Below are 24,891 nucleotides of genomic sequence, written 5' to 3' on the forward strand. Positions count from 1 at the left end.
TGCTTTCTACTCATGACCATCAATCTCTAGCAGTAGCTTTTTCCAGGCCATCTCTGGTGTTGTCTGACGCAAACATAAAGAATCGACAGCAGGGTCTCCTTTATATATACACTCCCTTTTTTGACATGGCGCACACTCAAGATCTGAATCCATGTGCAATTGATGATCCCCCATTGTGCCAGTTAACGTAGAGACAGTAGGTCCATAAATGGTTACTGACGGAATGCCCAGTGCTGCAACCAGATGGGCGATACCGGAGTCAACACAGACTGCGCCTACAGCCTGCTGAAGCTGCCTGGAAAGTACATCAAGTGAACTTCTGGGAAGGATTTCCGCATCGTGGCCAGCCGCAATACTCTCTGCCCGTGCCTTCTCCTCCTCACTTCCCCATGGAAGCAGCACTGTATAACCAGCACTATTTACAATCCCTGCCAGCTCTATCCAGTATTCATCGGGCCAATGCTTGGTTTCCCAGGTGGTTCCATGGACAAACAGAATGGATGGTACATTACTTCTCTCTTCTGGGGCTGTCCGATTGATACCGAAGTTCGGGAGACTCAATGGCAGCTCATAACCCAGTGCCTGGGCAAACAGTTTTCGCAGTCGGACAATTGCATGCTCTCCTCTCTCCACTGGAAGTCGCTGCTGATAGAGGCGGCTTGCCAGTGGCTCTCTGGCGGAGCCCGCATCAAGACCAACCACCCTGCCTTTGGCCATACGGGAGAGCAGCGCGCTCTTGATCAGCCCCTGTGCATCCAGAACCAGATCATACTCCCGCGCGCTCAATTGCCCCCTGAAAGCACCCCACTCCCCGGAGACAATGGCCTTTAGTGGTGATCTTCTCCAGCGGCGGATCGCAACCTTAATCACCCGATCCACTGCCGGGTGCCATGCCGGCACCTCAGCAAATGACTCCTCTACCACCCAGTCAAATCGGATTCCCGGGATCGCTGCTACTGCATCAGTCACTGCCGGCAGTGTGTGCAGAACATCCCCCAGCGAAGAGGTTTTAACCAACAGAACACGCATTAGATTCCAAATGCCTCCACTGCCTTCAGCACTTGATCAGGCTCTAGCTTTTTCAAGCAGTCATAGTGGCCCAGCGGGCACTCCCGCTTGAAACAGGGGCTACACTCCAGATTGAGATCAAGGATCTGTGCTCTTTGGTTGAGCGGCGGGGTAAACCCAGGGTCAGAGGATCCATAAATCGCCACCAGATCACGGTCAAGTGCTGCGGCCACATGCATTAGACCGGAGTCATTTCCCACCACTACGGTTGCCAGTGACATCAGGTCGACTGCCTGCTCCAGTGTGGTTCGTCCTGCCAGATTCTCTACCTGACTACCCGCTCCTTCCAGCTCACCAATCACCATCTCACCAATCGATCGATCTTTTTCTGAACCGAAGAGCCAAACATCCCAACCCTGTCTGATCTTCTCCTCAGCCACCGCCGCAAAATAGTCGGCTGGCCACTGCTTCGCAGGACCATACTCGGCACCGGGACAGAGTGCCAACAGTTTACTCTCCGGCCTGTTGAGCCCGATTGATTGTAGCGTCTCTTCTATGGAGTCACTCTCCACCTCTAGTCTCGGCTCAGTAATTTCCGGTAGCGGCTCACCTGAATCCACACCAAGGGCAACGAATCTCTGTACAGTCATTGGCAGCTGTTCCTTGTCAAGAACCCTTACGTCATTCAACAACCCATAGCGCATCTCGCCACGATAACCGGTTCTAGTGGGAATTCCTGCTGCCCAGGGCACAATCGCTGATTTCAGTGAGTTGGGCAGAACAATTACCTGACTATATTCTTCAGATCGCAGGCTCTTACCCAGTCGATAACGCTCCCCCAACCCCATCTTGCCGTGACCCAGCGGCATCACAATCCCACGGTTGACCTCCGGCATCCGCTCCAGTAGCGGCAGCGACCAAGCGGGTGCAAGCATATCGATGTTCGGATCTGGGGTGCGCTGCTTCAGTATCTTGAAGAGGCTCTGTGCCATCACCATATCACCGACCCAAGAGGGTCCGATGATGAGCACCGATGGGGTCAGGTCTGCGTTTTTACTGTTATTTTTGGCGTCCACCTTATTGCAACCATCTAACGATCAAATAACAGTAAAAACGCAGACCTGACCCCACTAGTCATTGAGAATATCCATATACTCCGCCACCCCTTCCTCAACAGTCATGAATTGCTTGGAGTATCCGGCACTGCGCAGGTTGCTGATATCTGCCTCGGTAAAGCTCTGGTAGGCGCCTTTGAGGTGGTCCGGGAATGGAATGTACTCAATCTCCCCCTTTCCGTGCCAATCGATCACTGCATTGGCCATATCATTGAATGATTGCGAACGTCCTGTTCCCAAATTAAAGATTCCCGATCTGTCTGGATTATCCATAAACCAGAGATTCACTTTCACTGCATCTCCCACATAGACAAAGTCTCGACGCTGCTCCCCATCCCCATAGCCATCACAACCGGCAAACAGTTTGGCGATGCCACCATCCTTGAGCTGATTATTAAAGTGGAATGCCGTACTCGACATAGTCCCTTTGTGCTGCTCACGCGGACCATAGACATTGAAGTAGCGGAAGCCAACCACCTGGCTCTTCATCTCAGTCTGTAGCCTTCTCACATACTGATCAAACTGGAATTTGGAGTAGGCGTACATATTGATCGGATGCTCGTGCTGCCGATCCTCCACAAAGGTGGTTCCCGCCCCATAGACCGAGGCAGAGGAGGCATAGAGATACTGCACCCCCCGCTTGAGGCACCAGTGAAGTAGTGATTTGGAGTATTCGTAGTTGTTCTTCATCACGAAGTGGCCATCCCACTCTGTGGTGGCTGAGGTCGCCCCCTCATGAAAGATTGCCTGGACATCACCAAACTCATCGTCATTATTGATCCGATCGATAAAATCCAGACGATCCATATAGTCAGCAATATCAAGATCGGCCAGATTGCGCATCTTGTGGCCATTGGTGAGATTGTCAACCACCAGAATATCGGTCTCACCACGCTCATTGAGAGCCTTGACAATATTACTGCCGATAAATCCGGCTCCACCTGTGACTATAATCATTCTTCTGTTCCCTTCATTCTCTCAATCATTGAGGTTGTGGAGTGTCCCTCTACAAATTTCAATATCTCTACTGAGCCCCCATTGGCTATCACGCATTCGCCTCCTGCAACCTCTTCTGGTCTGTAGTCCCCTCCCTTTACTATCATGTCTGGCAGGACTCTGCAGTAGAGTCGTTCCGGGGTCTCCTCGGTAAATGGAACCACCCAATCGACGCTCTCCAATGCAGCCAAGACTGTCATCCGCTGCTCTATCCCATTAATTGGACGGCTCACTCCATTCACATCGCCCTTGAGCTGCCTAACCGACTCATCCGAGTTGACTGCAACTATCAGGCGGTTCCCCAGTTTTCTCGCCTCTGCAAGATAAGTTACATGGCCGGTGTGGAGCAGGTCGAAACAGCCGTTTGTCATCACCACCTTCTCTCCTCGCGCATGTGCATACTCAATGGCCTGCTGCAGCTCATCCTCGGTGAGGATGCCAAAACCACCCTCTTCCGGATCGTGAGCGGCATGGTGCAGCTCTGCAACGGTGGTGGTTGCGGTACCCAATTTTCCGACCACAATTCCAGCCGCAAGGTTAGCCGTCGCCACCGCATCCTGACGTGTTGCCCCTGCTGCCAGCCCTGCGGCAATAGTTGCAATTACGGTATCTCCCGCACCGGTTACATCATAGACCTCACGGGCATGGGTTGGGTGGTGGAAAGGCCCATCCCCCTCTTCTGAACCAGGACAGAGCAGCGTCATTCCATCCTCACCACGGGTGATCAGCAGAGCATCCATCACCAGCTGCTGGCGAAGCTGCTCACCCTTTTCTACAACATCCTCGTTGCCACTACATGTCCCAACCACAGCCTCAAATTCAGAAAAGTTTGGGGTCATCAGGGTGGCGCCACGATATTTGGAAAAATCATCCCCCTTGGGGTCAATTAATACCTCTTTTCCTGCGGAACGTGCTAGCTGAATCATGGTCTGCACATCGCTCAATGTACCCTTGCCATAATCAGAGAGGACTACCACATCGTGCTGCTCCAGTTGTCTCTTGTAACGCTCCAGCATCGCCTCCAGTGAGAGCTGGTCAAAACGGTTCTCGAAGTCGAGCCGAATCAGCTGCTGATGACGGCTAAGCACTCTCAGTTTGGTAGAGGTACGAACCCCCTCCTCCTGCTGGAAGTCACACTGAACCCCATGCTCAGTCAATGCTCTCTGCAGACTATCCCCCTCGGTGTCTCTTCCCACCACACCCAACAGGGTAACTGCACCGCCCAATGAGGCAATATTGAGGGCAACATTGCCAGCACCACCTGGGCGCTCCTCAATCTCGCTAATCTGCACTACAGGAACGGGCGCCTCTGGAGAAACACGCTCTGCTCCACCAGACCAGTAGCGATCCAGCATCAGGTCTCCAACAACCAGTGTCCGTCCTTCTGAAAACCGGGGAAATGGGTGGTTCACCACTGCTCCTCAATTTTTTCACACCAGAAATGGGCAATCAGAATATGCGCCTCTTGAACCCTGGCAGTAATGGTAGAGGGGACAGAAATTGTCTGATCAGAAATCTCGCCGACGCCACCACCAATCTCACCGGTTAGCCCTATAGTAGCTACCCCCTGCTCTTTTGCAGCACGCAACGCCTTGATCACATTCACGCTCTCCCCGGAGGTTGAGATCCCCACCACAACATCTCCCGGCCTGGCTAGTGCCTCAATTTGTCTGCTAAAGATCTGGTTAAAATCAAAATCGTTGCCAGTTGCGGTAAGAATTGAGCTATCTGTAGTCAACGCAATCGCTGGCAGTGCCCTTCTTGCTTTTTGATAACGGACAACTAGCTCTGCTGCAATATGTTGTGCGTCGGCTGCACTCCCCCCATTCCCCATCAGCAACAGCTTCCCACCATGCTGTAGAGAGTCTCCAATTTTCTGGGCAGCCTCAGTGACCTCACTCTCCATATTTCGAAGAGCTGTAACAATCTCAATGTGTTCATCCAGTACTGACTTGAACATATCTACCCTTTAACTATCTCTGTGGTATTCACGATACCACTCTGCAAAATTCTTCACACCCTCTTTTACCGACATACTCGGCTTGTAACCGAACTCCTCAACCAGGTCTGTAACATCGGCATAGGTGTCGGGCACATCTCCTGGCTGCAGTGGCAGCAACTCCTTATCAGCCTCAACCCCCAGGGACTCCTCCAGCGCCTCAATATAGTCCATCAGCTCTACCGGGTTATTGTTGCCGATATTGTAGATGCGCCATGGTGCACTGCTGGTGGCAGAATCGGGATTATCTCCACTCCACTCCGGGTTGGGAGGTGCTGATCTATCCAGTACCCGAATCACCCCCTCAACAATATCATCGATATAGGTGAAGTCCCGTCTGTGTTTTCCGTAGTTGTAGACCTGGATCTTCTCTCCTGCGAGGATTGCTCGAGTGAATTTTTGCAGCGCCATATCGGGGCGATCCCAGGGGCCATAGACGGTGAAAAATCTCAGTCCTGTGGTTGGCAGATTGTAGAGATGGCTATAGGTGTGAGCCATCAGCTCACCCGCCTTTTTGGTCGCTGCGTATAGGCTGACTGGATGGTTGACGTTGTCGTGGACACTAAATGGCATTTTGGTATTGGAGCCATAGACTGAGCTGGAGGATGCGTAGACCAGATGTTTTACCTTATTATGTCGACACCCCTCCAGAACATGGCCGAAGCCAACAAGATTGGTGTCGATATAGGCGAGCGGATTCTCCAGTGAGTAGCGGACCCCAGCCTGGGCCGCCAGATTTACTACCCCCTCAAACTGTTGCTCTTTGAATAGTTTTGCCATCCCCTCACGATCTTCCAGATTCATCCGGATGTGGGTGTAGTTTGGGTGGTCTTTGTGTCGTGCCAACCGTGCCTCTTTCAGAGCAGGGTCGTAGTAGTCGTTGTGGCTATCGATTCCGACCACCTCATCGCCCCGCTCCAGCAGACGAATGGAGAGGGCAGAGCCGATAAAGCCGGCACTTCCGGTTACTAATATCTTCATACGTTGAGCATCTTCATGAATCACTTCCAAACAGATCTCGGGTCACAATCTTATCCTTAACATCATCTATCTCAGCAGATAGACGGTTGGCGATTATCACATCAGAGATCTCTTTAAACTCCTCAAGGTCATTGACCACCCTGGAGTGGAAAAACTCACCCTCCTCCATTACTGGCTCATAGATCACCACCTCGACACCCTTGGCCTTGATCCGCTTCATGATCCCCTGGATGGAGGAGGCACGGAAGTTGTCCGAGCCGCTCTTCATGATCAGTCGGTAGACACCCACAACACTCGGGTTCTGTTTAAGAATGGAGTCTGCAATAAAGTCCTTGCGGGTGGAGTTTGCCTCGACAATGGCTTGAATAAGGTTGTTTGGTACATCCTGGTAGTTTGCCCTAAGCTGTTTGGTATCCTTGGGCAGACAGTAGCCGCCATAGCCAAATGATGGGTTGTTGTAGTGGGTTCCAATCCGTGGATCCAGTCCTACACCCTCAATTATGTGTTTTGCATCAAGACCATGCACCTCTGCATAGGTGTCGAGCTCATTGAAGTAGGCGACACGCATGGCAAGATATGTGTTGGAGAAGAGTTTGACCGCCTCTGCCTCTGTAGAGTTGGTGAATAGAACTTGAATATCCTCTTTCTCTGCCCCCTCGACCAACAGGTTGGCAAATGTTTTGGCTCTCTCACTCTGCTCGCCCACAATGATGCGAGATGGATGGAGGTTATCGTAGAGTGCCCTGCCCTCTCGCAGGAACTCTGGGGAGAAGATGAGGTTTTTGCACCCCATTGTTTTGCGGGTGCGCTCCGTATATCCAACCGGCACTGTGGATTTGATTACCATTGTGGCATCCGGATTTATATCTCTTACATTGCTAATGACCGATTCGATGGATTTGGTGTTGAAGTAGTTGGTATCCGGGTCATAATCGGTTGGGGTAGCGATGATGACGAAGTCTGCACCCCTGTAGGCCTCCTCTTTGTTCAAGGTGGCCTTGAAATTGATATCTCGGTTCTGCAGAAAATCCTCGATCTCCTCATCGACAATAGGGGACTCTCCACGATTGAGCATCTCGATCTTCTCGGGGATGATGTCGAGCGCCACTACCTCGTTGTTCTGGGCGAGGAGCATTGCGTTGGAGAGGCCGACGTAGCCTGTGCCTGCTATGGCTATTTTCATAAATTGTTATCTTTTTAAATCTATCTATTAAATACGATCAAGCCAATCATCATAGCCATCCAACCGCCCATGGACCAGATCAAAGTACATGGTCTGTAACTTCTCGGTAATCGGACCACGGCTACCGGCACCAATAGCACGGTTATCCAGCTCCCGAATAGGGGTCACCTCCGCAGCCGTGCCGGTAAAGAAGGCCTCATCCGCAGTGTAAACCTCATCACGGGTAATGCGCTTCTCTCTGACTTCAACCCCGATCTTTCCAGCTAGCGTCATCAACACCTGGCGGGTGATTCCATCCAGTGCAGAGGTCAGCTCCGGGGTATAGATCACCCCATTACGGACAATAAAGATATTCTCTCCACTCCCCTCTGCCACAAAACCATCCACATCCAGTAGCAACGCCTCATCATACCCATCCTTCTGTGCCTCACTCAGAGCCAGCATTGAGTTTATATAGTGGCCGTTGGCCTTAGCCTTGCACATGGTGATATTTACATGGTGACGGGTAAATGAAGACGTCTTGATACGAATCCCCTTCTCCATATTCTCCTCACCCAGATATGCACCCCACTCCCATGCTGCAATCATGGTATGAACTTTCAGATTATCGGCACGAAGCCCCATCCCCTCGGAGCCGTAGAAACACATGGGCCGAATGTAACCGCTCTCCAAGCCATTCTCTCGAACCGCCGCCTTGGTCGCATCATTGATCTGCTCCGGGGTCCAGGGAATCTCCATATCCATGATATGGGCAGAACGGAAAAGACGATCTGTATGCTCCTTAAGTCGGAAAATTGCTGGTCCATCAGCAGTTTTGTAGGCCCGAATTCCCTCAAACACACCCATTCCGTAGTGGAGGGTATGGGTCAGCACATGGACTTTGGCATCACGCCAATCCACCATCTCTCCATCCATCCAGATTACGCCGTCACGATCATCCATCGACATCTTGCTATCTCCAAAAACCGGGATTGCCCCATAACCACCTCATGAAGCAATGATAATTGACACATTATACGAGGTTATTGACTATCTGCACGCCCCAATTACCCAAAAATTACCGAGATATCAGTTGCCCCCCACCCCATTTTTTGGCACAATTCGCGCTCTTTTTTGTAAGCACTCATATTTTTTGGTGCCAGTTTAAAGTTTGTTGGAGAGTAATAATGTCCAGAGTATGTCAGGTGACCGGTAAACGCCCTGTTGCGGGTAACAATGTGTCCCACGCACATAACAAGACGCGTCGTCGTTTTCTTCCTAATCTTCATACCCACCGTTTCTGGGTAGAGAGTGAGAATCGTTGGGTAAAACTGCGCCTCTCCAGCAAGGGAATGCGTATTATCGACAAGAATGGAATCGATTCCGTACTGTCTGATATCCGCGCCCGTGGCGAAAAGGTTTAAAGGAGCATAATCATGCGTGACAAGATCAAACTCGTATCAAGTGCCGGAACAGGCTTCTACTACACCACAACCAAGAACAAGCGCACCATGCCCGAGAAGATGGAGATCAAAAAATATGATCCCCGTGTACGCAAGCATGTGATCTTCAAAGAGGCTAAAATCAAGTAAAGGCCTCTCTTGCCAGATTCTCAAAAAAGCCTGCTAACTGCAGGTTTTTTTGTGCACATAATAAAAATATGAGCAGTTCAAATACTGTATGGCACCACGCAACCGTCAGATCATTGATGCTATTTATATACTAGACAGCAGCAACACTCCGGAAACATCTACCTCACACCGCCACCCTGTAGCAATCAGTGAGGTTGATACCTTTTCGGTGATAATTGCAGGACCCTCTACTACCTCCCCCACACTCAATAGCTCTCTTTGAAAAACCGGAACCTCACCAACTTCAGACGATACAGGCTGCACAGGTGAGTGTGATTCCTGCCCACTGTTGTGCAGTGAAAACTGTGGCGAACTCTGCTCTCTGACCTTCACTCTTATATTGACCAGCTCAATCGGAAAATCGAAGTTATGGCCATAACGCTCGTAATGTGCCTGATGGAACATCTCCTCCAGAAGAGAGTAACCACGCCACGCCACATTCAGGGTAAATGACTGTCCCTTGTAACGCAGATCCACACTGCGGATCAGCTCAATATTTTCCTTCTCAACACCCTCTGCAGAGAGTGCCTGTCGCCCTCTCTTCTCCAACTGGCTGAAACTCTGCTCTAGCGATATCTCGTCAAGATCAGTGGCTAGCATAATAATGGATTGCGACAACACCCGACCACGTGGAGCAACCAACATTCCCAATGCCGAAAGAACCCCGCCATATAGAGGGATCGCTGCACGACTCATCCCCAGAGACTCCGCCAAGGCACAGACATGAAGTCCTCCCGCCCCACCAAAAGAGACCAGAGTAAATTCTCTGGGATCGACACCACGCTGTACGGAAATAACACGCAATGCATGAGACATGTGTTCATTGGCTATCTGCACTATCCCCTCTGCCGCCTCCTTTACAGAGCAGTTCAATGATTCTGCAATTCTGCCAACCGCCCTCTCTGCTGCCTTCATATCCAGCGACATCCCGCCGCCCAGAAAAGCATCAGGCAGCAATCTTCCAAGCAAAAGATTGGCATCGGTAACTGTGGCATCTTCTCCGCCATTGCCATAACAGGACGGTCCTGGTGATGCCCCCGCAGACTCCGGACCAACCTGCAACATTCCCCCCTCATCAACCCTGGCAATCGAGCCTCCGCCGGCACCAATTGTGTGCATATCCACCATTGGTACAGCTACTGGATAACGACCTATTTTACCCTCTGACGTCAGCCTGATATCACCATCAACCAGTGCCACATCAGTTGAAGTTCCGCCCATATCAAAAGTGAGAAGTTGTGATTTCCTAATCTGTTTGCCTATATAGTGGGCAGCAGCAAGACCGCCGGCAGGGCCTGACAACAACATATGGACAGCCTGTGCACCAGCACTGTCTGCAGAGATTGTATTGCCTGAAGACTGCATCACTGAAACCTGGGCATCCTCAACCCCTTGCTCAAGACGTCCCAGATAACCCTCTACTAGCGGCCCAACATAACTATTGAGCCAAGTGGCAATCCCCCTCTCGTACTCCTTGTACTCGGGTAACAGGGATGATGAGCGCGACACAAAAATATCCTTGGGCACAACCGATTCAATCTGAATTTCCGGATCAGGATTCAGGAAAGAGAAGAGAAGATTTATTGCCACAGAGTCAGGGTTACGTTGCTCTATTTCATCTCGTAGCCTGTTGAGCTCTTTCTGGGTTAGCCTCTCTATAATCTCGCCAGACGCATCAATTCTGCCGCCTGTCTCCAGGCAATCCTCACGTGACACCGGCGGAGCAACCGGTTTTGGCTGTAGATTGTAGAGCTCCTCACGCGCCTGCCGACCAATGGTCAACATGTCAGCAAACCCTCTGTTGGTTATAAACAGAGTATGGACACCCTTACCCTCTAGTACCGCATTGGTTGCTACTGTGGAGCCATGGATAATAGTCAACCCGTGAACATCGATACCCATCTCATCAATGCCTTGCAGAATTGCCTGTTCTGGGGACGATGGGGTCGACAGCACCTTGTGGATGTGAAGTTTCTCGCCATCCCACAACACAAAATCGGTAAAGGTTCCGCCAGTATCTACGCCTAAAATCATCGCCAAATTATACCTAAATCCTGCAAGTGATCACGGCTACAGGATTGAGGTTACACATCGGTTACACTTGTCACCATGCCTGAACTACCGGAAGTAGAGACCACAAGAAGAGGAATTGAACCAGCCTGCCTGGGACAATCCATAACCAAAGTGATCGTCAGACAACGATCACTGCGCTGGCCGATCCCGAAAGGTATCGAGCAGAAACTAAAGGGGGCGATTTTTCGTAAGGTAAGCCGCCGGGCAAAATATCTGCTTCTGGAGATTGCACGAAACACCGCACACAATAACCACGCCACTATTATTCTCCATCTTGGTATGACCGGCACATTTCGTGTTCTGGAGCAGGGGACTCCTGCAGAGAAACATGACCATATCGATATCCTGCTCGACAACGACACCCTGCTCCGTTTCCGCGATCCGCGCCGCTTTGGTGCATTTATTTTAACGACCGAGCCACCCAAACAGCACCCTCTGCTGAAAAATCTTGGGATTGAACCAGTTCTTTATGGCCATACTGCAGAAGATGTTGCAGAGCACCTGTACGCTCAATCAAGAAAACGAAAAACATCTATCAAATCTTTTCTAATGAATCAGAAGATTATCACTGGCGTCGGCAACATCTACGCCTGCGAGTCACTATTTCTCAGCAGCATCCACCCTAAAAGAGCGTGCAACAAAATCTCGAAGCAACGCTATCTGGAGCTTGCCAGAGCCATAATCTCAACCCTTACAACATCAATAAAACAGGGAGGAACAACGCTACAGGATTTTCGCAATAGTGAGGGCAAACCCGGTTACTTCCAGCAGCAGCTTCTTGTCTATGGCAGAGAGAATGAACCATGCACAGAATGCGGGTCTACTATCAGAAAGATAACCCAAAACCAGCGTTCCACCTGGTACTGCCCACGCTGCCAACACTGATTTGTTAAAATCGCCCAATGGATATACATAACCCAACAGCGTGTGAAGAGAAAGAGCCTTTTGCCCTTCAGGTGATTGGTGAAAGCATGGCACCAGAATTCAATGATGGCGCCGTCATCATAATTGACCCCGGCTGCCCTGTAGTAAATGGTGCATATGTTCTGGCGGCCTACAAGGATGAGTACCATTTCCGTCAACTGGTTCGCCGCGATGGCGCCACATATCTGGTTCCACTAAACGGACTATTTCACTCACTTAAGCTCAGCGGCCCTTTTGAGGTTCGTGGAGTTATAACCCAGCAAAATCACAAACGTACCATTGTTCACTACGAGTATCCGGAGGATGGGGTAATTAATCGCAGAGAGAGTGGACGCCGCAAGAGGGGCGGGAATTAAAAAAGGCTCCACCAAGGAGCCTTTTACAGAGTTTGAAATGAGTTGTCTAGGCGGTTAACTTCTCATACTTTGCTCTCAACTCATCCTCACCCTCCTCATGGTCAGGATCAGGCAGACAACAGTCTACCGGGCATACCTCCACGCACTGTGGCTCATCATAGTGACCGACACACTCGGTACATAGATCCGTAGTAATCTCATAAATCTCGTCACCCTGAAAGATTGCCTCATTAGGACACTCAGGCTCACACACATCGCAGTTAATACATTCATCCGTAATATAAAGCGCCATCTCTTTTCCCTATCATTTTTGCGTGAATTCTTGAATCCTTTTATTATACACCGTCACTTAATTTCTGTTCCAGCGCCAGCTGCACATTTTTCTCCACAAATGGGGAGACATCCCCCCCCAGGGAGGCAATCTCACGTACCAGGCTGGATGATATATAGGAGAATTGCTCGGCGGGAGTCAGGAACATGGTCTCAATATCAGATGCAAGGTGACGATTCATCCCCGCCAACTGGAACTCATACTCAAAATCAGATACTGCACGCAGTCCTCGCAAGATAACGCCGGCGCCAATCGAACGGGCAAACTCAACCAGTAGACCATCAAAAGATACCACCTCAACCCCATCCAGCCCGTTCAATGTATCTCTCGCCATGTCAATACGCTCCTCAACAGAGAAGAGTGGCTGCTTGGAACTATCAGTTACCACTGCAATAACAACATGGTCAAAAATTCTGGTCGCACGCTCAACCAGATCGATATGTCCTTTGGTGATTGGGTCAAATGTTCCGGGATAGACTGCCTTCATGATTCCTCTCTACCTTTACTCTCAAGAAGCATATATCGTACCTGACCAGCCTTACCCTTGCGAGCCACAACCCAGTCGGATGGTATTTCCAACTCATCTACCCCCTGTTCTGTCTCAATATAGAGCTGCAATTTGGGAGAGAGCTCTGACCTCTCAAGCAATATAAATACCTTCTCCAGCATGTCTCTGTTAAATGGTGGGTCCAGGAAGATAAGGCTGTATGGGGAGAGCTCCCTCTTCTCCAGAAAGATAAAGGCATCCTCTCTAAACACCTCTCCCCTGTCACTTTTCAATAGCTCAAGGTGCTCACCAATTGCCTGGGCACTCTTCTGTTCAAACTCCACAAAGTCGACATGAGATGCCCCCCGTGAAAGTGCCTCCAGACCAAGCGCGCCACTACCTGCAAACAGGTCAAGACAGAGTGCTCCCGAGATAGTTGGCTGAAGCCAGTTGAAGAGGGTCTCACGCACCCGATCAGGTGTAGGCCGAATCCCTGGATTATCAGGAAAGGAGAGGGTTCGCCCTCGCCACTCTCCGGCAACAATCCTGAGACGTCTGCCGCCTCGCGATTTCCCCTTTTTTACCATACTGCACTGTTACCTAATCAGGCTTGCCACCCACAATAACCGTTACCATCTCTGATGGGTGTAGCCGATGTCTGAATGCATTCTTGATGCTCTCACTGGTTACTGCCTCAACATTCTGGTTAAAGGTATCCAGGTAGTCATCAGGCAGTCCGTAGAAACCAATCATCCCCAGATAATCGATAATCTTCTTGTTGCTATCAATCCGCAGAGGAAAGCCACCGGTAATATTCTTTTTTGAACGTATCAGCTCCTCAATGCCCGGCCCCTGCTCAATAAAATCTACTATGGTTTTACGTAGCACCTCCAGCGCCTCATCCCTGCTCTCATTCTTGGTCTGCAGACCAGCCTTGTATGGCCCCTCTCCAGCCATCGGCGCAAAGTAGCTGTAGGCACTGTAGGCCAAGCCACGCTCCTCTCGCACCTCTTCGGAGATTTTTGAGACCAGACCACTTCCACCCAATATATGGTTACCCACATAAAGGTCAAAATAGTCTGGATCACCTCGGCGCAACACTGGGTGCCCCATCAGCAGATGGCTCTGTACTGATGGGTAATCAACCCTGATCGTATCACCCGGCTTTGCAGTTACCGCATCTGGTAATTTTGGGGCCCTCTCTCCCATCGGTATGCTTCCAACCACTCTCTCGGCAATCTTCTTGGCCTGCTCTCTGCCAACATCCCCAACAATTGCAATAACTGCATTGCTTCCAACATAGTACTGCGCATGGAATCTGCGCAGATCACTGCGCTTCAGTGCCTTGACACTCTTCTCAGTTCCACTTGATGGCTCTGCATAGGGGTGGGTTCCATACATTGCTCTAAAGAGCGCCTTCTCTGCAATGGTTCCAGGTGACTGTTTCTGGGCCTGAATCCCGATCAACTGGCGGCTACGCTCTCGCTCAAAGGCACTCTTTGGAAAAGATGGATGGTGAATAACATCCGCCATCACCTCCAGTGCGGGGTCCAATATATGGTCATCACTCAGACTACGCAGTGACACCACCGCCATATCACGCAGCGAGTCAAAACCAAGGTTTACACCCAACCTGTCCATGGTCTCTGCGATTGCCTCCTCCCCAAGCAGCCCTGTACCAGTAGAGAGGAGACCATTGGTCATTGCTGCTATCCCCCCCTTTTTGCCATCTCGTGCACTTCCTGCGTCAAAGATCACCCTGATATCAACCATTGGAATCTCGGGGGTATGTACATAGAGAACCTGTGCCCCACTGGCTGTACTCCAACGCTCAATCTGCGGTATTGCCGCTACGGCCATAGAGAGTAGTAGGCCGATTACCAAAACAGATAGCCTGCTAATCATGCTGTTTCTCCTTGCTTGTTTCACTATCTATTGGAAGAGGGTCCAGAGTTGCTGTTGTCATCTGATCAAAATCCAGGTATTTCTCTGCCACAGCCATCACCTGTTCCGCTGTCACCTTGCGAATATTCTCTGCATAGCGATCTGCCTCCCGCCAATCGAGACCAATTGTCTCCATGGTTCCAATCTGCATCGCCTGGTAGAACACCGAGTCACGTTCAAAAACCTTGGCGGCCACTACCTGTGCCTTAACTGTATCGAGCTCTGCTTTTGTGACCGGCTCTCTTTTAATCTCCCTTAACTCTGTCAGTAGAGCTTTTTTGACCTCTGCAACGGTATGTCCTTTCCCAGGAACACCCTCCACAATAAAGAGCGTCTGTAGTCGATCATAGGGGTCATAACCAACCCCGGCACTGGTTGCAATCTCTGTTCCACGAACCAGTCTCTTATTAAAACGTGCGCTATCCCCCCCATCCAGCACATATGCCATCACCTCCAGTGCGTATGGCTCCCATGCGCTCTCGGCAGTCACCACAGTAGGTGCTGGAAACCCCATCACCAGATACGGAATCTCGGCAGGAACCCTGACTGTCACCTCTCGAGCACCCAGCTGTCTGGTCTCCATTCGAGGTTTTGGCGGCTTAATGACGGATGGCTCAAGATGTCCGTAATACTTTCTAGCCATCTCAATAACCTCATCTGCAACCACATCTCCGGCAACTACCAGGGTGGCATTATTTGGGGCGTACCACATTGCATACCACTCTCGCAGATCCTCGATGTTGTAGTTCTCGATATCATTCATCCACCCTATTACTGGATGGTGATAGGGGCTAGTCTGAAATGCCGTAGCCATAAACTGTTCATAGGTGAGTGATGTGGGCTTGTCATCAGTACGCATTCTGCGCTCCTCCTGCACCACCTCACGCTCCTTGAGAAACTCCTCCTCCGGCAGGGTCAGGTTACGCATTCTGTCCGATTCAAGTTCCATGCTGATAGGGAGTCGGCTCTTCTCCAGGCGCTGAAAGTAGGCCGTATAGTCACGCCCGGTAAAGGCATTCTCACGCCCTCCATTCTCCGAGATGATCTTTGAAAATTCATTGGGACCATGCTTCTCTGTCCCCTTGAACATCATATGCTCCAATATATGGGAGATACCGGTAATCCCGTCCACCTCATAACTGGAACCAACCTTGTACCAGATCTGTGAAACCACAACTGGTGCCCGATGATCCTCCTTGACGATCACCTTCATCCCATTTTCCAGCATAGCCTCTGTAACATTGGCTGCAGTTCCCACTGATGGGACTACAAATATAGCCAACAGAGTAAACAGTACACTGCCAGCAGCCATTTTCCTCAGGCAGATCAGATTCATTTAACTTATTCCTTGTAACATCAATGGTGCAGAGATTGTACCCGAGAAGACATGGCACAGAGAGAGAAGTTCAACCTCATTGCCCATAATCAAACATCAACTACATTATTGACTAATAGTGGTCTTGCCATAACTCCAACATTTCTATACTGTGGTGATCGAAGCTTTAACCAAGGAACCCCCGAAAAAGCTTAATGGGATGGAGGAGTGATTGACTATGAAACCAGGTCGTTCAGCAACGCTGGCGGGGAGTGCTCTGGTTCTTGCTATTGCGGCCGGGGGTGGCGCGCAACAGCAACAAACTTTATACAAACCCATCAAGGAGCGTATTTATGGAGCTGATGCAGCGGCCGCTGTGGCAGATCCAACCAGACCAAAGAACGAATACAACATCAGTCTGAACTATGAGCTGGGCATGCACTGTACCGGCTTTGATTTTACCTACTGCTGTGTACTTCCACCTTACAACTCTGTCCAGGCACAGGTCATCAAGACTGCTGTGGGCGCCAAGAAATGGCCAGAGGTGCTGGAATCTGATGAGGAGGAGCACGGTATCCTCGTTGATGGCAAGAAGAGGATGAAGATCAAGTTTGGCCATACTGACAACACCTATTCAGAGGGTGACAAACTCGCCTACTGGGATGTCAAATATGATGTTAATGGTGATGGTCAGTACACAGAAAATGAGAATGTGGCCAATGCCTATTTCACCCACCTCTATGTATACAAGGATCTAAAGGGGTCAAATCCCGATGGAACCAGTGCGGATAGCAAGAAGGCACGGGTTGGAATCGAGATACCCATTCCAAAGGATAATGGCCCTGCCGGTGCTGCAGTACCAAGCCCTATGAGTGGCGGACATCTCCACTACTCTGGGGTGAAGGGCACTACTGTATTCACCAAATCACCTGTACTGGACAATGTGCCAATCGTACTGACCAACCCTGGAATCTGGGATGCACTAGGTCTGGCATTGACCCCTTGGCAGGACAGCATCATGAAACGTGACCCACTAAACATGCTGGAGAGCGAGATTCGCCCGTTCCAGGAGTCCTGGGCTGCACTGGTGGATGCAGAGTCTGGTGAGGCTATTATCGATAGCGTCAACGGCAAGCCTGTTCACTTTATTGGAACAAGCCCTATTGATATACCTAACTGTGCAAACTGCCACTCCAACAAAAATGCCAATGGAGACAAGTACAACCTCTGGAAAGTTGAGAAGGCATTCTGGAAGGCGCTGGGCGCAAGTGAGTGGATTGCAAACCTGAAGGGAACCTCTCTCTCCATTCTTGAGATGCATGATGACAAGCATGGTACGGACTTCCTCAAGAATTACGATCCAGGCTCACGCTCCAAGGACAACCGTATGGGCGGGGACCCCATCCTCTGCCAGAAGTGTCATGCAGATAACGTGATCGGTGTCCTGCAATCCAAAAAGGTTAGTGACATTATTCCTGGCGGAGAAGATCGGATAATCATGCCACTGACCGAGGCAATTCACCTGGTTCACCAGGAGAAGCGTCCACTTCCAGATAGTCAGGGCCGTACCGGATCATGTCAGGGCTGTCACCCATCACATCGTCAGGATGGCAATATGGATCGCTATCCGATAACCGAGAATGGCGAAAACCTATTTGCCAATGCGGATAATCGTGATGGCGAAGGCTGTTTTGCAGGTCGTGATGTCCACTCCAACCCTTACAAGGACAAGGATGGGGCTGGCACACCAGAGCATCTAAATGCAATTGGTAGCTGGATTCAGGCCAACGTCTCCAATATCGGCAACGGTGAGGGTGGCAAGGGCCTCTGGTGCACCAACTGTCACTCACCTCTAGCCAGAGCGCTTTATCAGGCTGACAACCTCACGCACGCATTCCGTCAGGAAGGTGCCACTCTGCGTGACAAGTCTCTGGAAGAGATCGCAGCTGGCATCGGTGTCGATATGGCAACCCTGGAGTCAATGATGGATCCCAAGGTGGTACTTGACGCTGATGGCAACGATACCCCAGGAAAATCCCAGATCCTTGCACTGTGGGATCCGGAGATTGCACATCCTGATATTGCAGTTATCGCAATCAAGGATGGAGGCCCCATGGGATCCAGGGATGAAGATGGGGACTTCAGTGTTATTCCGCTCTCTGCCAATCCTGCTGTAGATGTTGCCTCGCTGACCCTGCCTGAGGGTGCTGATGGTGCAATGGCAGTACCTTACAATGCTGCAACGCACGGTAAATCCTACTGGCTATCCGCCGGCGAGCCGCACTGTGCGGACTGTCATGCTGCCCCTTATGTTGAGGGTCAGGGTGGTGTTGCATTCCCTATCAACCAGCCAGGCAAATACAGCCTGATGCGTTATACCAAGGGGCATGCTGGTCTCGCCTGTCAGGTCTGTCATGAGTCAACTCATGGCCTCTACCCTGTAACTGCTGATGTGGATATCACCACATACAAACAGGCGGCACAATTCAACCCGGATGGTTCTCACGGACCCATGGTCTGTGCAGCTTGCCACTACACCAATGAAACCGGTGTGCCTCTGATTGCAAACAAAGAGGTGTGGGAAGGCAAGCCCATCATGGATGACTTCGATGCGGCAGTATCCTGGATGCATGCAACTGCACCGGACCTTGGCGGCGCAATCCCTGACGAATGATCAATTCGCCGAATTGAGATTTCAAAAGTAACTGAAGGGGGGGGGTAACGCCCCCCTTTTTTGATCCTGATGCTACATCGACCAAAGGAATGAATATTATGTTGAAATGGATCCAGTTGGCCCTGCTTGCTGGTCTCTCTCTGGGAGTATCCAATATCGCTCTCTCCAAGGGAGAGGCAACCCCACTGATCTCTGTTGAGGGATACACCATTACCGACTACGATATTGAGCGTGTCATTGTGAGTTCTCCACTGGCAGATCAATATCCAACACTTAATGAGAAAGATCAGGCGGCAATGCGTGGCGCCATTCTCATGCGTCTGGTAAATATGCAGCTACTCTATCTTGAGGCCATTAACCAGGAAATGGACCGGGATCCAGCGTTTATTGCAGACCGTGAGGCCTTCATAAAAGGAATTACCTATAAGCTATATATGGATAGATTGCGTGCATCGATCAAGATTCCCGATAAAGTAATGAGCGCTCTGCTCTCCAGGCTCAAGGGAAATTCTGGCGCCCTGGACGCATCCATTGCCCAGTACAAATCACAACAGTACAAACTGGTTCGTTCTCTTGCACTGAAAAAGATCCGTGAACAGCTCCACCTTTCTGTTCACGAAGAGCGCATAACCCCTGCAATCACTCCCAAGACAATTCTGGCGGAAGCCGACAACTACATAGTCAGCTTCTCTGACCTTGGGGTTGAGCTTGAAGGCAAGGATGATTTTCATGCGGCAACCATTGAGGAGCGTCTCTACCAAAAATTGGAGATTGATCTGGTCAATATGGTCTCCGGGGATATATCTGACGGACTAAAGAACACCATTGATGCCTTTTCCCGAGAGCGTCTGCCTGCCATGCTGTTAATGAAAAAAGAGAATGAGTGGGCACCAGATCGTGTCGCAGCACGTGCCTACTTTGAACAACACCGTGAACTTGGGTTTATCCCTGAGCAACGCATGATCTCACAGATTGTCCTTGATAGCCGTGAAAAGGCTGAGGCGACAAGAAAGCGGATACTTGCTGGAGAGAGCTTCTTCCGCATGGCAAAACTTCACAGCATTGACCCCTACGGACGAAAAAATGCCGGACAGATGGGGTGGCTGACAAAGGGCAAGGCGATGCCTGCCATCGAACAGGTGCTGGAGAACATGAAGGAAGAGGAGATTAGTGAGATTGCCGAGACCGAGAAAGGATTCCACCTGATCCTGCTACAGGAGATCAAACCATCCATTCAACATGAGTATGAGGAGGTCTACGACAGAGTGCGCCAGGCCATCACTGATGAGTATCTCCCTCCATTTGTACGTTCTCTGCAGCACAAATACAAGATCGAGTTCGCAGATCCTGTTGCCGAGATTCCAGTAGAGCGCCCCTGATTCTCATTAGTCGCCCGTAGATGCGTCAAACAGATCCTGTAATGTTATCCTTCCACAAATATCTTTATCCCAAATCCACAGATAGAAACATGAATACTGCACATCATCCTCTGTTTCTACTTGGGGCTTTGGGTTTATGAAAGTGAGGATTTTGGATCAATGTTTGGATTTGGAAAAAAAAGTGAAGCGGATGAGAAAACAGGTGTCATCAGTCGCCTGCAAGAGCGTCTCGCTCGTACCCGCTCAAACCTGAGTGACGGGCTTGGAACCCTTCTTTTTGGAAAAAAACGTGTCGACGATGATCTGCTGGAGGAGCTGGAGACCAGACTACTTACTGCAGATATCGGAATTGAGGCAACCCAGGAGATTCTTTCACAATTAACGGAGCGACTCTCCAGAAAAGAGAGCGATGATCCTGATGCAATGCTTGATGCCTTGAAAACAAGCATGCGAGAACTGCTGGCTCCACATGAGTCCCCTCTTCAACCAGAAACTGCCTCCCCTTACGTAATTCTGATGGTAGGAATCAATGGCGCAGGAAAGACCACTACCATTGGAAAGCTTGCCAAACAGATCCAGAACAACGGAAAATCTGTAATGCTTGCTGCCGGTGATACCTTTCGCGCTGCTGCAGTGGAGCAGTTGCAGAGCTGGGGGGAGCGTAATGATATTCCAGTCATCGCACAGCATACTGGGGCAGACAGCGCCTCTGTGCTCTACGATGCAGTTGAATCAGCACGTGCTAAAGGGGTTGATGTTCTTATTGCAGACACAGCAGGCCGTCTTCACACCCAATCCAATCTGATGGAGGAGCTAAAAAAAGTTAAGCGGGTAATGCAAAAGCTGGATGTCTCAATTCCACACGAAGTCATGTTGATTCTGGATGCCGGTACTGGCCAGAATGCAGTGCATCAGGCAGAGCAATTTCATGATGCCGTAGGGATCACCGGCATCACTCTCACCAAAATGGACGGTACCGCAAAAGGAGGGGTGATATTTGCCATTGCAAAACAGCTTGCGCTTCCGATCAGATTTATTGGTGTTGGAGAGGGAATTGATGATCTACGACCTTTTAACGCTACAGAGTTTGTAGAGGCCATACTTGCAGAGTAACTCATAGGTATCTCATTGTTTTATATCTGTTTTTCTGTCTCTATTACATAAAATTTCACTCTCCTTCCAAGGGAACCAAAACAGGAATTAGCACTCTAACCTTGCGAGTGCTAATTTTAGCCGTTATAATTAAAAATATAGAAAACAGAGAGAAAAATTAATGAGTTACGCCCTTCAAACAACACATGCTCAATTTCCTGCCGTAACGGTAGACAGCGTTGATGCCTACCTTCAGAGCCTGAGAAAGTTTCCTGTTCTCAGCCAGGAGGAAGAGCAGGAGCTGGCCATCCGCTTTCATGAGCAGGGTGATCTGGAAGCGGCACGCCACCTGGTCATCTCGAACCTCCGTTTTGTTGCCCATATTGCCAGAGGATATCTGGGGTATGGTCTTCCTCTGGCAGATCTGATTCAGGAGGGAAACCTCGGACTGATGAAAGCTGTGCGCCGCTTTGACCCGGAGAGAAAGGTCAGACTGGTATCCTTTGCCGTCCACTGGATCCGCTCGGAAATTCATGAATACGTACTCCGTAACTGGAGCATCGTAAAAGTTGCCACAACCAAGGCCCAGCGTAAACTCTTCTTCAATCTGCGTAGTTCCAAAAAGCGCCTAGGATGGTTCTCTCGTGAAGAGGTAGATACAGTCGCCAAAGACCTGAATGTAAAACCGGAAACTGTGCTGGAGATGGAACACCGCCTGAGCCACCATGATGCCTCTTTTGACCTCCCCATGGGGTGTGATGATGAGGATGACCATTTTGCCCCTGCCGCATTCCTGCAGGCTCCAACCTCCACTCCAGAGGAGGAGTTGGCAGAGAGTGACTGGAGAGAACAGTCAACCAGCATGATGCGATCCGCTCTTACTACTCTGGACGAACGTAGCAGAAACATCATTGTCCAGCGTTGGCTGAATGAGGATAAGAGCACTCTGCAGGAACTGGCTGATGAATATGGTGTCTCTGCCGAACGTGTTCGTCAACTGGAACAAAATGCCCTCAAGAAAATGCGGGGCCGTATTACTCTCTAAGCTCCTTCAAGAGCGCTCAAAAAAACGGGTATACTTCCCTCTATGAAAAAAGAGCGAATCTGTATCCTGGGTGGCACCGGTTTTGTTGGTAGCCACCTCATCCACCGACTATCAAAAACTGATGCCTCGATTACAGTGGTTACACGTCATCGTGCACGCCACCGTAACCTCCTGATCCACCCAGATATCTCTCTGGTTGAGGCCGATATACATGATGAGGATGCATTGGAAAATCTATTCCAGCACTGTGATGTAGTAATAAACCTGGTGGGCATCCTTAACCCAAAAGGGTCGACAGGAAGCTTTGAGAAGGTACATGTCGAGCTTGCACAAAAAGTTGTAACTGCCTGTAACCGCACAGGGGTCCAGCGCCTTCTGCACATGTCCGCTCTCCAGGCCGGATCTGTCAATGCTATCAGTCAGTATCTGCGCTCCAAGGGAGAGGGAGAGAACCACGCTCATCTGCAGGCAGGAAACGCTCTTAATGTGACCAGCTTTAGGCCGTCTGTAATCTTTGGTGAAGGCGATCACCTCTTCAACAAATTTGCCACTATGTTGCGTCTACCACTTTTGACTGTTCCACTAGCCTGTCCAGAGGCACGCTTTGCGCCGATTTATGCGCAGGATGTTGCAGAAGTATTTATCCAGGCAATTCACAACCCTGGAACCTACGGCAAACGCTATGATCTCTGCGGCCCCAGAGAGTACACCCTGATGGATCTAATGGAATTTACCGAGCGCTGCATCGGGGTTCGTCGACTCATTGTTGGATTAAGCAATTCACTATCCAGACTGCAGGCCAAAGTCCTTGGCAGGTTGCCAGGTAAAATAATGACGCTAGACAACTATCGCTCGATGCGCTCTGCCAGTACCTGTGAACAGCCTCTGGATAATATCTTTGATATCGAGCTCACCCCTATGGAGAGTATCGTCCCTGGCTATCTGGGTAGAAAAAACCAGCAAGTCAACTATATGAACTACCGCATGGCGGCAAAACGGTAGTGACGACAAATAAAACCGTAAAGTAACAACAGATAACTATCAGCTATGGAATCAACAACCTTAAGTAAAGAGCAACGTATACTCAGAATGGTTCGCAAGACCCTTGGAGCCATTGCTCGTGAGACTGCACCACAGGAAGGGAAGGAACACCCGCTGACCAAACAGACATTTGATGATATGCGTGACTGTTTTGCCCTGGTTGCACAGCGTGAAAAAGAGCTACTGGATGAGGCTGGAATAAAGAGCAGTATGCGCCCCACCTTCAGTGACGAGCCCAACAGCACAAAAGTGGTCTCTATTGACTCTCTCACAAATCGAAAAAAGTAGATACCTGGTCGGTGGTGCAGTCCGTGACCAGCTGTTGGGAATCACTCCCAAAGAGAGGGACTGGGTAGTTGTTGGAAAAAGTGAGCAGGAGATGTCTGCGGCAGGATTTCAGCAGGTAGGCAAGGATTTTCCAGTCTTTCTCCATCCAGACACCCATGAAGAGCACGCCCTGGCACGTACCGAGCGAAAAACTGCCCCTGGCTACCGTGGCTTTACTGTTCATGCCGACCCATCTGTAACCCTGGAAGAGGATCTGCTGCGACGTGACCTCACCATCAATGCAATTGCACAGTCCGCCGATGGCTCACTAATAGACCCGTTTGGCGGAGAAGATGACCTGCAACAGGGAATCCTGCGGCACGTATCAGATGCCTTTGTTGAGGACCCGGTACGGATCCTCCGCATTGCCCGTTTTGCTGCCAGCTTTGGCAAATGGGATTTTCGTGTTGCCCATAAAACCCACTCCCTAATGAAGCAGATGGTTGAGAATGGTGAGGTTGACTCACTGGTTCCGGAACGGGTCTGGCAAGAGACGCTCAAAGCTCTACAGACCGAATATCCAGCACGCTACTTTGATGTACTCAGGAGCTGTGGTGCCCTAAAACAGATCTTTCCCGAGCTTGAACAGCTGTTTGGAGTTCCTCAACCACCGCACCATCACCCCGAGATAGACAGCGGCATTCATACCCTGATGGTTCTGCAACAGGCAGTCCGTCTCAGCAACAAACCCACCATCCGCTTTGCTGCACTGGTGCATGATCTTGGCAAGGGAACAACGCCCAAGGATGAGTGGCCAAAACATCATGGGCATGAACACCGAGGAGAAAAACTTGTTCAGGGATTTTGCAAACGACTCAAGGTGCCAAATGAGTTCCGCGAGCTAGCACTGGCTGTCACCAAATACCATGGCCACTACCACCGCGCTGAAGAGATGCGCGCCGACACCATTGTCAAAATGCTCGAAGGGCTGGATGCATTCCGCCGCCCGGAGCGATTTGAGGATTTCCTGATTACATGTGAGGCAGATCAGCGTGGCAGAACCGGTTTTGA

At 50.3% G+C, this 24,891-nt stretch carries 25 protein-coding genes; 11 read left to right on the plus strand and 14 right to left on the minus strand.

Annotated features, from left to right (window positions below; translation table 11 throughout):
- Positions 1–6 precede the first annotated feature (6 nt).
- From waaC to H8D24_08110, 8 genes are all read right to left on the minus strand, one after another.
- Complete coding sequence (gene waaC, locus H8D24_08075) at positions 7–1,029, minus strand: lipopolysaccharide heptosyltransferase I (protein MBC8520341.1); 1,023 nt, start codon at positions 1,027–1,029, stop codon at positions 7–9.
- On the minus strand, positions 1,029–2,006 hold the full coding sequence (gene waaF / locus H8D24_08080) for a lipopolysaccharide heptosyltransferase II (GenBank protein MBC8520342.1): 978 nt from the start codon (positions 2,004–2,006) through the stop codon (positions 1,029–1,031). Before waaF ends, waaC begins: the two co-directional genes overlap by 1 nt.
- A gap of 132 nt (positions 2,007–2,138) precedes the next feature.
- Positions 2,139–3,080 carry an ADP-glyceromanno-heptose 6-epimerase gene (gene rfaD / locus H8D24_08085; protein MBC8520343.1) on the minus strand — a complete coding sequence of 314 codons (942 nt, stop codon included), beginning with the start codon at positions 3,078–3,080 and terminating at the stop codon, positions 2,139–2,141.
- On the minus strand, positions 3,077–4,474 hold the full coding sequence (gene hldE / locus H8D24_08090; protein ID MBC8520344.1) for a bifunctional D-glycero-beta-D-manno-heptose-7-phosphate kinase/D-glycero-beta-D-manno-heptose 1-phosphate adenylyltransferase HldE: 1,398 nt from the start codon (positions 4,472–4,474) through the stop codon (positions 3,077–3,079). The genes rfaD and hldE overlap by 4 nt, the downstream gene beginning before the upstream one ends.
- Positions 4,475–4,527: 53 nt before the next feature.
- Positions 4,528–5,079, minus strand: coding sequence for an SIS domain-containing protein (locus H8D24_08095; GenBank protein MBC8520345.1), 552 nt, complete (start codon positions 5,077–5,079; stop codon positions 4,528–4,530).
- A gap of 9 nt (positions 5,080–5,088) precedes the next feature.
- Complete coding sequence (locus H8D24_08100) at positions 5,089–6,099, minus strand: NAD-dependent epimerase (GenBank protein ID MBC8520346.1); 1,011 nt, start codon at positions 6,097–6,099, stop codon at positions 5,089–5,091.
- Positions 6,100–6,112: 13 nt separating this feature from the next.
- A complete protein-coding gene (locus tag H8D24_08105) occupies positions 6,113–7,282 on the minus strand; it encodes a nucleotide sugar dehydrogenase (GenBank protein MBC8520347.1) in 1,170 nt (389 codons plus the stop codon).
- A gap of 27 nt (positions 7,283–7,309) precedes the next feature.
- Positions 7,310–8,230: a branched-chain amino acid transaminase gene (locus H8D24_08110; protein ID MBC8520348.1), complete on the minus strand. Its 921-nt coding sequence runs from the start codon at positions 8,228–8,230 to the stop codon at positions 7,310–7,312.
- A gap of 218 nt (positions 8,231–8,448) precedes the next feature.
- Here H8D24_08110 and rpmB point away from each other — a divergent pair, with 218 nt between their 5' ends.
- Both rpmB and rpmG read left to right on the plus strand, forming a co-directional pair.
- Positions 8,449–8,685, plus strand: coding sequence for a 50S ribosomal protein L28 (gene rpmB, locus H8D24_08115; protein MBC8520349.1), 237 nt, complete (start codon positions 8,449–8,451; stop codon positions 8,683–8,685).
- Positions 8,686–8,697: 12 nt separating this feature from the next.
- Positions 8,698–8,853 carry a 50S ribosomal protein L33 gene (gene rpmG, locus H8D24_08120; GenBank protein ID MBC8520350.1) on the plus strand — a complete coding sequence of 52 codons (156 nt, stop codon included), beginning with the start codon at positions 8,698–8,700 and terminating at the stop codon, positions 8,851–8,853.
- A 123-nt stretch (positions 8,854–8,976) separates the two neighbouring features.
- Here rpmG and H8D24_08125 read toward each other — a convergent pair whose 3' ends face one another.
- Positions 8,977–10,926, minus strand: coding sequence for a hydantoinase/oxoprolinase family protein (locus tag H8D24_08125; GenBank protein ID MBC8520351.1), 1,950 nt, complete (start codon positions 10,924–10,926; stop codon positions 8,977–8,979).
- A gap of 75 nt (positions 10,927–11,001) precedes the next feature.
- Between H8D24_08125 and mutM the strand changes: the two genes are divergently transcribed.
- Together mutM and H8D24_08135 are read left to right on the plus strand one after the other, a co-directional pair.
- A complete protein-coding gene (mutM, locus tag H8D24_08130) occupies positions 11,002–11,850 on the plus strand; it encodes a bifunctional DNA-formamidopyrimidine glycosylase/DNA-(apurinic or apyrimidinic site) lyase (GenBank protein ID MBC8520352.1) in 849 nt (282 codons plus the stop codon).
- A gap of 17 nt (positions 11,851–11,867) precedes the next feature.
- Positions 11,868–12,245 (plus strand): S24 family peptidase, encoded by a 378-nt coding sequence (locus H8D24_08135; protein MBC8520353.1) that lies wholly within the window; start codon positions 11,868–11,870, stop codon positions 12,243–12,245.
- 46 nt (positions 12,246–12,291) lie between these two features.
- On the opposite strand, the gene H8D24_08140 is transcribed toward H8D24_08135, so the two are convergent.
- Genes H8D24_08140 through H8D24_08160 form a run of 5 tightly spaced genes read right to left on the minus strand, consistent with a single transcriptional unit; the run spans position 12,292 to position 16,343 of the window.
- Positions 12,292–12,537: a YfhL family 4Fe-4S dicluster ferredoxin gene (locus tag H8D24_08140; GenBank protein MBC8520354.1), complete on the minus strand. Its 246-nt coding sequence runs from the start codon at positions 12,535–12,537 to the stop codon at positions 12,292–12,294.
- Between the two features lie 43 nt (positions 12,538–12,580).
- Entirely contained in the window at positions 12,581–13,063 is a 483-nt protein-coding gene (coaD, locus tag H8D24_08145) for a pantetheine-phosphate adenylyltransferase (GenBank protein ID MBC8520355.1), read from the minus strand.
- Positions 13,060–13,650, minus strand: coding sequence for a 16S rRNA (guanine(966)-N(2))-methyltransferase RsmD (gene rsmD / locus H8D24_08150; GenBank protein ID MBC8520356.1), 591 nt, complete (start codon positions 13,648–13,650; stop codon positions 13,060–13,062). The genes coaD and rsmD overlap by 4 nt, the downstream gene beginning before the upstream one ends.
- 13 nt (positions 13,651–13,663) lie before the next feature.
- Entirely contained in the window at positions 13,664–14,968 is a 1,305-nt protein-coding gene (locus tag H8D24_08155) for an insulinase family protein (GenBank protein ID MBC8520357.1), read from the minus strand.
- Positions 14,961–16,343 carry an insulinase family protein gene (locus tag H8D24_08160; protein ID MBC8520358.1) on the minus strand — a complete coding sequence of 461 codons (1,383 nt, stop codon included), beginning with the start codon at positions 16,341–16,343 and terminating at the stop codon, positions 14,961–14,963. Before H8D24_08160 ends, H8D24_08155 begins: the two co-directional genes overlap by 8 nt.
- A 217-nt stretch (positions 16,344–16,560) precedes the next feature.
- Here H8D24_08160 and H8D24_08165 point away from each other — a divergent pair, with 217 nt between their 5' ends.
- The 7 genes from H8D24_08165 to H8D24_08195 all read left to right on the plus strand — a co-directional run.
- Positions 16,561–18,996: a hypothetical protein gene (locus tag H8D24_08165; protein ID MBC8520359.1), complete on the plus strand. Its 2,436-nt coding sequence runs from the start codon at positions 16,561–16,563 to the stop codon at positions 18,994–18,996.
- Between the two features lie 98 nt (positions 18,997–19,094).
- Positions 19,095–20,375 carry a peptidylprolyl isomerase gene (locus H8D24_08170; GenBank protein ID MBC8520360.1) on the plus strand — a complete coding sequence of 427 codons (1,281 nt, stop codon included), beginning with the start codon at positions 19,095–19,097 and terminating at the stop codon, positions 20,373–20,375.
- A gap of 159 nt (positions 20,376–20,534) precedes the next feature.
- Positions 20,535–21,488 carry a signal recognition particle-docking protein FtsY gene (gene ftsY / locus H8D24_08175; protein MBC8520361.1) on the plus strand — a complete coding sequence of 318 codons (954 nt, stop codon included), beginning with the start codon at positions 20,535–20,537 and terminating at the stop codon, positions 21,486–21,488.
- Positions 21,489–21,648: 160 nt separating this feature from the next.
- Positions 21,649–22,512, plus strand: a complete 864-nt coding sequence (gene rpoH, locus H8D24_08180; protein ID MBC8520362.1) for an RNA polymerase sigma factor RpoH — start codon at positions 21,649–21,651, stop codon at positions 22,510–22,512.
- Between the two features lie 42 nt (positions 22,513–22,554).
- Positions 22,555–23,514 carry a complex I NDUFA9 subunit family protein gene (locus H8D24_08185; GenBank protein ID MBC8520363.1) on the plus strand — a complete coding sequence of 320 codons (960 nt, stop codon included), beginning with the start codon at positions 22,555–22,557 and terminating at the stop codon, positions 23,512–23,514.
- A gap of 45 nt (positions 23,515–23,559) precedes the next feature.
- Complete coding sequence (locus H8D24_08190; GenBank protein ID MBC8520364.1) at positions 23,560–23,841, plus strand: segregation and condensation protein A; 282 nt, start codon at positions 23,560–23,562, stop codon at positions 23,839–23,841.
- A partial coding sequence (locus tag H8D24_08195) for a multifunctional CCA addition/repair protein (protein ID MBC8520365.1) occupies positions 23,828–24,891 on the plus strand: 1,064 nt, incomplete at its 3' end. The genes H8D24_08190 and H8D24_08195, both read left to right, overlap by 14 nt.

It is taken from the genome of Candidatus Thiopontia autotrophica, from assembly GCA_014384675.1.
GTDB lineage: Bacteria > Pseudomonadota > Gammaproteobacteria.